Source organism: Streptomyces sp. NPDC006476 (genome assembly GCF_040612015.1).
GTDB lineage: Bacteria > Actinomycetota > Actinomycetes > Streptomycetales > Streptomycetaceae > Streptomyces > Streptomyces griseorubiginosus_B.
This window is the reverse complement of the sequence record NZ_JBEXPK010000149.1, coordinates 1-8,734: the sequence shown is the minus strand read 5'-3', so window position 1 is coordinate 8,734 and position 8,734 is coordinate 1. Positions and strand designations below refer to the sequence as shown.

Genomic DNA, 8,734 nt, shown 5'->3' with positions numbered 1-8,734 from the left:
GAACTGCGCGAGGGCGGGATCGTGTACCTGCCCCGCAACGTCCCGCACGCCTACCGCATCACCTCCGACCGCGCCGACCTCCTGATGATCGCCACGCCCGGTGGCATCGAGGGCATGTTCCGCCACGCCGGACGCGACCTCGCCACCCCACGCCCCGACGGCTTCGAGATCCCCAAGTCCCTCCTGGCGGAAGCATCCGAACTCTACGGCGGCGTCATCCTCGGCCCGCCACGCTGAACCCGAGGGCGCCGCGAGTCCTCGGCCGACTGACCGACTCACGTACGGAACCAGCATGGCCATCCGACCCGAAGGCGAGCAGGACCAGCAGATCTGGAATCCCGCCACCGAAGCCGCCCTCGTTGCCCGAGAGGCCCTCTCGGGCGGGCGGCCCGAGGCTCCGCAGATCCAGATCGGGCACGCGCCCATCCAGGCACTTGGCCAGCCATGTAATCGGTGCTGCGTTCTATGTGTCCAGCCACTCCACCAGTGCCACCAGCTCGACCCTTCGAAGGAGACAACAGTCATGAAGGCCATCGTTTTCGACACGTTCGGCGGCACCGAGGTCCTGCACGAGGCGGAGATCGAGGTGCCCCAGCCCGGGCCCGGTCAGGTCCGTGTCCGTGTCCGTGCCATAGGCGTCAACCCCGTCGACGGAAAGATCCGCTCCGGGATCATGGAGGCCATCTTCCCCACCACCCTGCCCGCCGTACCCGGCGGGGAGATCGCCGGGGTCGTCGACGCCCTCGGCGAAGGCGTCGACCTGTTCAAGGTGGGCGACGAGGTGCTGGGCTGGTCCGACACCGGCGCCTACGCCCAGTACGCACTGGCCACCGCGGCCGTCCTCGCCCCCAAGCCGGCCGGCCTGGACTGGACGCACGCGGCCGCGCTGCCGGTGGCGAGCGACGGCGCCGAACGGGTCCTGGACCTGCTCGATGTCAAGGCCGGCGAGACCCTGCTGATCCACGGCGCGTCCGGTGCACTCGGCACCGTCGCCGTCCAGCTCGCGGTCGCCCGCGGCGCCCACGTCATCGGCACCGCCGGCCCGGCCAACCAGGAGTACGTGACCTCGCTCGGCGCCACCGCGCTGGTCTACGGAGAAAACCTGGTCGAGCGGGTCCGCGCAGCCGCCCCGAGCGGCGTGGACGCCGTGTTCGACGCTGCGGGCAAGGGCGCGCTGGAGGACTCCATCACCCTGCGCGGCGGCACCGACCGGATCGTCACGACCGCCGACTTCCGGGCCCGCGAACTCGGTGTCGTCTTCGCCGAGGGCCCGGCGCGGCGCTCGGCCGCCCGGCTGGCGGAACTCGCCCAGCAGGCCGCCGACGGCGCGCTGGTGACCACGGTCGGCGCGACCTACCCGCTCGCCGACGCTGCCAAGGCCCAGCAGACCAGCGACGCCGGCCACAACCGCGGAAAGCTCGTCCTCACCGTCGACTGACCCCCTCTCCCACGAGCGTACAGGGCCTGACAGCGGGGCAGATCGACACGTTCACCACGACCACATACGCGATCAAGCAATCGGTCAACAAACGCGGTCACCAGGTCCCGTCAGGCGAGTAGGCCTCTCGGCCCTGGCAAGGGGGCAGGTCGTGCGAGTCCCAGGGGCGGGCCGGTACATACCGAGCCGCGACCCGGGGCCCGGATCCGGTCGACACCGCCTGGGAAGGAGAACCGCTCCGTCTCAGCTTGCGCCGGCCCCTCGGCGAGCTTCCCGTACGCCTCGGCCTGAACACCAGGTGAGAACGCCCCGAGTGGAGAGTGGCTGGTCAGATAAAAGCTTACAAGTCGGCCACTGTCTCCTTGAGTTCCCAGATTGAGTGATCGTCTGGGAATTGGACCCGGAGTCGGCGTCCCTTCGTTAGTGACCAAGCGGTCACCAGGACGCCAAGGCACCTGCCCACCGCTGCGCGACCAACGCGCCGCTGTCCTTCTCTTCGATCAGAAAGAAGTTTCGTCATGACTCCTGAGCCCCTCATCCCCGCCAACACCACCGTCGTTCTCGTCGACTACGCAGTCGGTTTCGCGAACCTTCTGCGCTCCCACAACCTCGCTGAACACATCAACAACGTCGTGGGCCTGGCGAAGACGGCGAAGTGGTACGAAAGCGGTCTGGTCGTGACCAACGGCCAGTCGAGCAAGCCGTCCGGCCCGCTGTACCCGGAGCTGTTGGAGGCCATCGGTGACCAGCCGGTCATCGAGCGTGCCGTCGACTTCAACTCCTTTTTGGACGAGTCGTTCGCCCAGGCGGTCCGGGACGAAGGCCGGGAGAACCTGGTGGTCGGCGGCGTCGCCACGGACGGATGCGTGCTGCAGACGGTGCTGGGCGGCCTGCGCGAGGGCTACCGCGTGCACGTGGCCGTCGACGCCTCCGCCAGCCCCTCGCTCGAGGCACACAACGCGGCGGTGCAGCGCATGGTCCAGGCCGGCGCGGTACCGGTCACCTGGTTCTCCCTGGCCGCCGAGTTCCAGCTCGACCCCAAGTTCCACGACGCTCCGCACCGCATGCGGCTGATGCAGGAGAACGTGCCGTCCATGGGCATGAGTGCCCGGACCTTCTTCCACGCCCTCGAACTGGGCAAGCGTGCCGCCACGGCCGTCTGAACCCCTGGGGGGCGGGCTCCGGCCCGCCCCCACTCCCACCCTGCGGGGCCCGCCCCCCCGCCTTCAGGAAAGGGATCTCGCCCGTGAACGACATACAGGGGAACTTGCTGCTGTCCGGCCGGACCGTCGTGGTGGCGGGCGCGACCGGCGGCATCGGAGAGGGAATGACTCTCGCGCTGCTGCGCCAGGGAGCCACCGTCGTAGCTACCGGCCGCAGCGAGGAACGACTGGCCGGCCTCGCGGTTTACGTCAAGGACGCCGGTGAGGGCACCTTGATCACCCACACGGTCGATGTCGGTGACGCGGACAGCGAGTCGGCGCGCGCCCAACTGTCCGCGTACGGTGCGCTGGACGGTGCCGTCATCGCTATCGGCGACTGGGGCAGCCCGGAGCGCACCGGCATCCTCGAGACATCCGACGCCGAGTGGCAGTCGATGATCGCGTCGAACCTGACGAGTCATTTTCACGCGTTGCGAGCGCTCACCCCGCTGCTGTCCCGGGGCGGTGCCCTGGTGCATCTGAGCGGGTTCAGCGCGGAGATCCCCTATCCGTTCGCTGCACTCGTGGGCGCGACCAACGCGGCGAAGAAGTCGCTGGTGAGCTCCCTCACGGCGGAACTGGGCGGCGCCGGTCCCCGTGTCCACGAGCTGATCATCGGGCCCATCCGCACCCGCCCGCGTGCCGCGATCGGAGCGGACAGCCCCGGTTGGTTCAGTGCCGAGGACCTCGGCCGGCACGCGGGCCGCCTCATCGCCGGCGACGGCTCACACACCAAAGACCCGCTCCAGTACCTGGTGACCCGCGCCCACGGTGTACGGACCACACCGCCGAAGTGACGGATGCGCAAAAGCCCCTTCATGCACACGGATAACGCGGAGCATCGATGCAGACCACCGCCGGCCCACCGCCTGCACCCAAGCACACATTTCCCGAGAGCCTTGCCACGGTCACCATCCGGCCCGGCGACCGTGACTACGACGCCGTACGGCACACCTACACCCGCCTCGGATCCCCAGCTGCCGTGATCCGCGTCCGCGACCACCAAGACATAGCGGACATGCTGGCTCATGCCCGCACCACCGGGGTTCCCGTGACCGCCCGTAGCGGCGGCCACGGCATCAGCGGCCGTTCCACCAACGACCAAGGCATGGTCATCGACCTCTCCCGGCTCAACACCGTGGAAATCCTTGACAGCCGGTCCGGCCTGGTACGCGTGGAAGCGGGAGCCCGTTGGGGAGACGTCGCACGCAGCACTCGCACCCCACGGCCTGGGGCTGTCCTCCGGAGACACAGGAGATGTCGGGGTCGGCGGACTGGCCACCGCCGGCGGTATCGGCCTCATGTCCCGTCTGCACGGTCTGACCATCGATCACATGCGTGCCGCCGAACTCGTCCTGGCCGATGGGTCTGTCATCCGCACCGACCCCGAACACCGCCCGGACCTCTTCTGGGCCGTGCGCGGGGCGGGAACCAACTTCGGGGTGGCGACGGCCTTCGAGTTCCAGGCTCAGCCGGTGCGCGATGTGATCGTCGCCATGACCGTCTACGACGCCGCCGACACCGCCGCGTTCCTCACCCGGTGGGCGGCAGCAGTGGAGGCGGCCCCCCGCTCGCTCACCAGTTTCCTGACGCTCGTCGCAGGTCCCGGCGGGAGAGCAGCTGCGGCCCAGGCGATGACCGTGTACGCCGGCACCGACGCGACGCAGGCCCGCGCGGCTCTCGCCCCCCTGCTGTCGGCCGGGCCGGTCCTGCGCAACCACGCAACCGTCACTCCCTACCACCGGCTGCTGCCCGCCGGACACGAGCCGCAGCACGCGCAGCAACCGCTCACCGTGTCGCGCTCCGGACTCCTGGACCACATCACCCCGCCCGCCGCCGAGAGCATGGCAGCGCTCATGAAGGCGGCTGGCATGGTGCAGCTGCGCTCGGTCGGCGCAGCGGTCAACGACACACCGCCCACCGCCATGGCCTACTCGCATCGCACCCAGAACTTCTCCCTGATGGCCGCCACCGTGCCCGCACTGCGCGACGGCCTCGACGAGCACTGGGAACGGCTCCAGCCGCATGTGAACGGGCTCTACCTGAGCTTTGAAACGCGTACTGGGCGGAGACAACTGCAGGACGCCTTTCCCGGCCAGGTACTCGACCGGCTGGTCTCACTCAAGGCGCAGTACGACCCCGACCACGTCTTCGACAACAACTTTGCCCTGCCGTCGGTGCCGTTCCCGCACTGAAACCGAGGAGATGACCACCCGATGCCCAGCACACACCTGACCGAAATCCAGTCCGTCCCCACCTCCGGTGCACGAGCCGTCGAGCCCTTCGACCTGGACGGCATGCATCTGCTCGCCATACCGCAGCTCGCCTATGACATGCCGGACACCCCGGCGAACATGAACGGAGGAGACAGCGACACGGATCTGCTGTTGCTCAAGCGAGGGGAGCGAGGATACGAGCCGTTCCAGCGCGTACCGGCGCCTGGCGGCGAGGACGCGGAGTTCTTCCGTATCGGCGACCGTGCCTTCCTGGCCGTGGCCAGCATCCGTACGGGCAACGGCCCGTACCGGTATGCCACCTCGTCCCATGTCCTCGAATGGGACGGCACATCCTTCGCCGAGTTCCAGTCCTTCGACAGTTTCGCCGCCAAGCAGTGGAGGCACTTCACGATCGAGGACCGGCACTTCCTGGCCCTCGCCCAAGGGGTCGTCCTTCCGGAACAGGAGGCAGACAACCGGCCTTCGCAGATCTTCCTCTGGGACGGTGAACGCTTCGCCCACTTCCAGGACATCGACTCACGGTGGGCCTACAACTGGCACGCCTTCACCGTCGACGGTCACCATTTCCTGGCGCACGCCGAGCACGTGGGCCCGTCGGTGCTCTACCGCTTCGACGGTGAGGAGTTCCGGCCCCACCAGGAGCTGGCCGACCGGCACGGCCGCGCGTTCGCACACTTCACCGCAGACGGCGAATTCTTCCTGCTGGTCGCCCGGCTGCAGAGCGACTCGCAGCTGCTGCGCTGGGACGGCACCCGTTTCGTCGTCCATCAGACGCTGCACGGACAGGGAGCACGTGAGTTCGTCGTCGTGCCAGGTCCGGACGGGACCGTGTACATCGTCCGCGTGAACTTCGTGCTGGGCACACCGGCAGAACCGACCACCGACCTCGACTCCGAGATCTATCAGTGGCGAGACGGGCAGCTGGTGCAGACGGAGACCTTCCCCACGACCGGTGCCACCGACGTCGCCACCCTGCACGACGACGAAGAGGGTCTGCTCATCGCCGTCTCCCACAGCCTCACCGCCGACGTGCGCTTCGCCGCCCGTACGGTCCTCTACCGCTTCACCCTCTGAGTTCTCCGATTCCTGTGTCCCGCTCCTCCACTCAGCGACAAGGAACGTCCATGACCGCCAACGAAAGCCCTGAGCTCGTTGACCTGTTCACCACCTACACGGCCGGTCCCACCAGCATCGGCTCCCACCTCACCCGTACCGCGGCCTCCGACACGGCCGACGCGCCACTGATCGTCGCCACCGGCACCGACTTCGCGCTCTACCCCGGCGGCGGCAAGCCCCCCACGGTCGAGGGCTTCCGCTTCTCCACCAAGGGCTTCAAGGAACTCGCCGGGATCTCCCACCTCGGCCCCGCCCTCGCCACCCTGGTGCAGCTGCGGAAGAAGTACGGCGCCCTCGGCTGGCGCGCGGACGCGGAGCGGCTTCTGACCCAGGTGCGGCGCAGCCGGGAGGCGAACAGCGCCGAGTTGTGGCGCGACACCATTGCGGTCGAGACCTACCGCGGCCGTGAGCAGGCCATCGCCGACATGGCCGACTACACCTTCGCCGTCACCGACCGCTTCCTCAGCGCGGCTCTCGATGACGAGAGCCGTCTCGACGCCGCCACCCTGCGCGGCGAGTACCTGGAAAAGGGCAGTGCCGAAGGGCACGGAACCATCATTCACATGATGATTGCCACGTTCTTCCTCACCGGGTTGGACATCTCACACCGGATCATCAGCTGGTTCCGTGAGCAGGAGATCGACTGGAGCCGGGCCATGGCGGTCATCGCCGGCAAGCAGGGGCGTCCCACCGCCGGTGTCACCTGGAACACCTCCAGCGTCGCCACCATGCTCCTGGGCGCCTCCGGCTACCAACTGCCTCTCGAACGCCTCTACATGGCACCCCACGCGCCCACCTTCACCACGCCGCCCAACGGTGACCTGTCCGAGGTGGCAGCTTTGGAAGAGCCGCTGCGCCAGATCTGGTCCAACACCCGCGCCACCGTGGAACTCGGCGATCTGATGTTCCCCGGACTGCCCCGCTACACCCCCGGACAGCTCACCCTCCCAGACATCTCCGACCCGTCCGTCAACGAGATAAGCGAGATGCCCGTCATTCACGGCGCGAACGACTGGCGCGCCATGACCACCCGCCTGCGCATGGTGCTGGAGGACCCGAGGCAGCTGCTGTCCGGCTCGGTCACCGACTTCGCCATCAGCCAGCTCGTCGCCGCCGACAACGATCCGGCCCAGGTGACCGTACCCGGCCTGGACAACATCACCTACCCGACCGGCCTGTGATCACCGCAAGCGGAAGGTCCCGTGCCGCGGTACCTTCCGCCCGAAGCCAGGAGCACAACACATGCCCCCGTTGACCTTCGACCAAGCCCACCATCTCGACGTGGACGGCGGCCGGATCGCCTACTACGAGACGGGCACCGGCCACCACCCCGTCGTATGGGTGCACGGCCTGCCCCTGGACTCCCGCTCCTGGGCCGCCCAACAGGAGTTCTTCGACCCTCACGCCCACAACGTCTTCCTCGATCTACGCGGCTACGGGGCTTCCGACAAACTGCCCCCCGCCGTGGACAGCGTCACCGCGCTGTACACCGCCGACCTCGCCGCCCTCATCACCCACCTCGGCCTGCAGAGCCCCACAGTGGTCGGTTTCGCCTCCGCAGGGCACGTCGCGCTGAGATTCGCCGCTCAACACCCCCAGCTGCTGGGCAAGCTGGCCGTCCTCAACGGCTCACCCAAGTTCCGTCGCGGCGACGACTGGCCGTACGGCTTCGACGACATCGGCATCGCCCACTTCACCGATGCCGCCCGTGACAACGGAATCGCGGGACTCACCGACGCAGTCCTCGACCCGGGCCTGGTCTTCGCCGATATCGGCCCTGACCGCGCCGCGGAGCTCGGCTCGTGGTTCCGGGACATGAGCTACAACGCGGGCGTTGCGACCCTGCTCGGCTTCTTCGACAACATCTCACTCGACGACGACCGTCACCTGCTGCCCGCCATCACGGTCCCCACCCTGGTGATGAGCAGCACGATCGGCCAGGAGGTACCTGCGAGCGTCTCCCTCTACCTCCGCCGGACCATCCCCCATGCGCGTCCGGCCGAGCTCCCCGGCGCCGACCACTTCGCCTTCGCCACGCGCCCTGACCTCGTCAACTCCCTACTGCTCTCCTTCATCGACGATCGCCCCGTACCCGGCCCGTGATCAGTGACCGCTGGTCCGCCTGCGGTCTTTGTCGAGGTCGGCTCCGCGCAGGCCTTCCGCAACGAGGATCTTGCCTCCCGTCTGTGGGCTTGCGGCGTGCATGCCGAACTCCACGTCCGGGCCGGCGGTTTCCACATCTTCGAGGCGCCCCCCGGCTGCTGCCCTCTCGGCACCGGATCTTGCCGTCGCCCGCTCCGTCTGGGGGCGCCGCACCCTGGGTGCCTGATTCCCGGACACTCGCCGATGCCCATGCCCGCCTACGAGTGGCGGGCCGGACCAGTATCCCCGCCGACCTCCAAGAACGGACTTCTCATGACGATGGCCTATCTGGCACAGCCCGAGCAGCAGCAGAAGCTCGAATGGCTCGACGGGGGAACGTTCTCCGTGCTGCTCGACAAGGAAGCCACCGAGGGCAAGCTGACCGTGGGCCGCTTCGACGTCGCCAAGGGCGAAGCCCCGCCGTTGCACCTGCACACCCGCGAGGACGAGGTGTTCATGCTGATCAAGGGCACGGCCCTGGTCTGGTCAGGGGAGGAGGAACACGAACTGCGCGAGGGCGGGATCGTGTACCTGCCCCGCAACGTCCCGCACGCCTACCGCATCACCTCCGACCGCGCCGACCTCCTGATGATCGCCAC

8 protein-coding genes and 2 pseudogenes are annotated in these 8,734 nt (G+C 68.3%); all 10 read left to right on the top strand.

Features of this window, described 5'->3' with window-relative positions:
* Nucleotides 1–237, top strand: a pseudogene (locus tag ABZZ74_RS51200) (cupin); the annotation flags it as partial.
* Nucleotides 238–523: 286 nt separating this feature from the next.
* Nucleotides 524–1,438 carry an NADP-dependent oxidoreductase gene (locus tag ABZZ74_RS51195; protein WP_356950994.1) on the top strand — a complete coding sequence of 305 codons (915 nt, stop codon included), beginning with the start codon at nt 524–526 and terminating at the stop codon, nt 1,436–1,438.
* A gap of 518 nt (nt 1,439–1,956) precedes the next feature.
* Nucleotides 1,957–2,601, top strand: coding sequence for an isochorismatase family protein (locus tag ABZZ74_RS51190; RefSeq protein ID WP_356950993.1), 645 nt, complete (start codon nt 1,957–1,959; stop codon nt 2,599–2,601).
* 83 nt (nt 2,602–2,684) lie between these two features.
* Complete coding sequence (locus ABZZ74_RS51185; protein ID WP_356950992.1) at nt 2,685–3,437, top strand: SDR family oxidoreductase; 753 nt, start codon at nt 2,685–2,687, stop codon at nt 3,435–3,437.
* Between the two features lie 47 nt (nt 3,438–3,484).
* A pseudogene (locus ABZZ74_RS51180) lies at nt 3,485–3,796 on the top strand (FAD-binding protein); the annotation flags it as partial.
* Nucleotides 3,789–4,835, top strand: coding sequence for an FAD-binding protein (locus ABZZ74_RS51175; RefSeq protein ID WP_356950991.1), 1,047 nt, complete (start codon nt 3,789–3,791; stop codon nt 4,833–4,835). The pseudogene ABZZ74_RS51180 and the gene ABZZ74_RS51175, both read left to right, overlap by 8 nt.
* Nucleotides 4,836–4,856: 21 nt before the next feature.
* Complete coding sequence (locus ABZZ74_RS51170) at nt 4,857–5,951, top strand: hypothetical protein (RefSeq protein WP_356950990.1); 1,095 nt, start codon at nt 4,857–4,859, stop codon at nt 5,949–5,951.
* A 50-nt stretch (nt 5,952–6,001) separates the two neighbouring features.
* Nucleotides 6,002–7,174, top strand: a complete 1,173-nt coding sequence (locus ABZZ74_RS51165) for a DUF5624 domain-containing protein (RefSeq protein WP_356950989.1) — start codon at nt 6,002–6,004, stop codon at nt 7,172–7,174.
* Between the two features lie 61 nt (nt 7,175–7,235).
* Nucleotides 7,236–8,096, top strand: coding sequence for an alpha/beta hydrolase (locus ABZZ74_RS51160; protein WP_356950988.1), 861 nt, complete (start codon nt 7,236–7,238; stop codon nt 8,094–8,096).
* 243 nt (nt 8,097–8,339) lie between these two features.
* Nucleotides 8,340–8,734, top strand: a 395-nt coding sequence (locus ABZZ74_RS51155) for a cupin domain-containing protein (RefSeq protein ID WP_356950987.1), incomplete at its 3' end; no start/stop codon positions are given.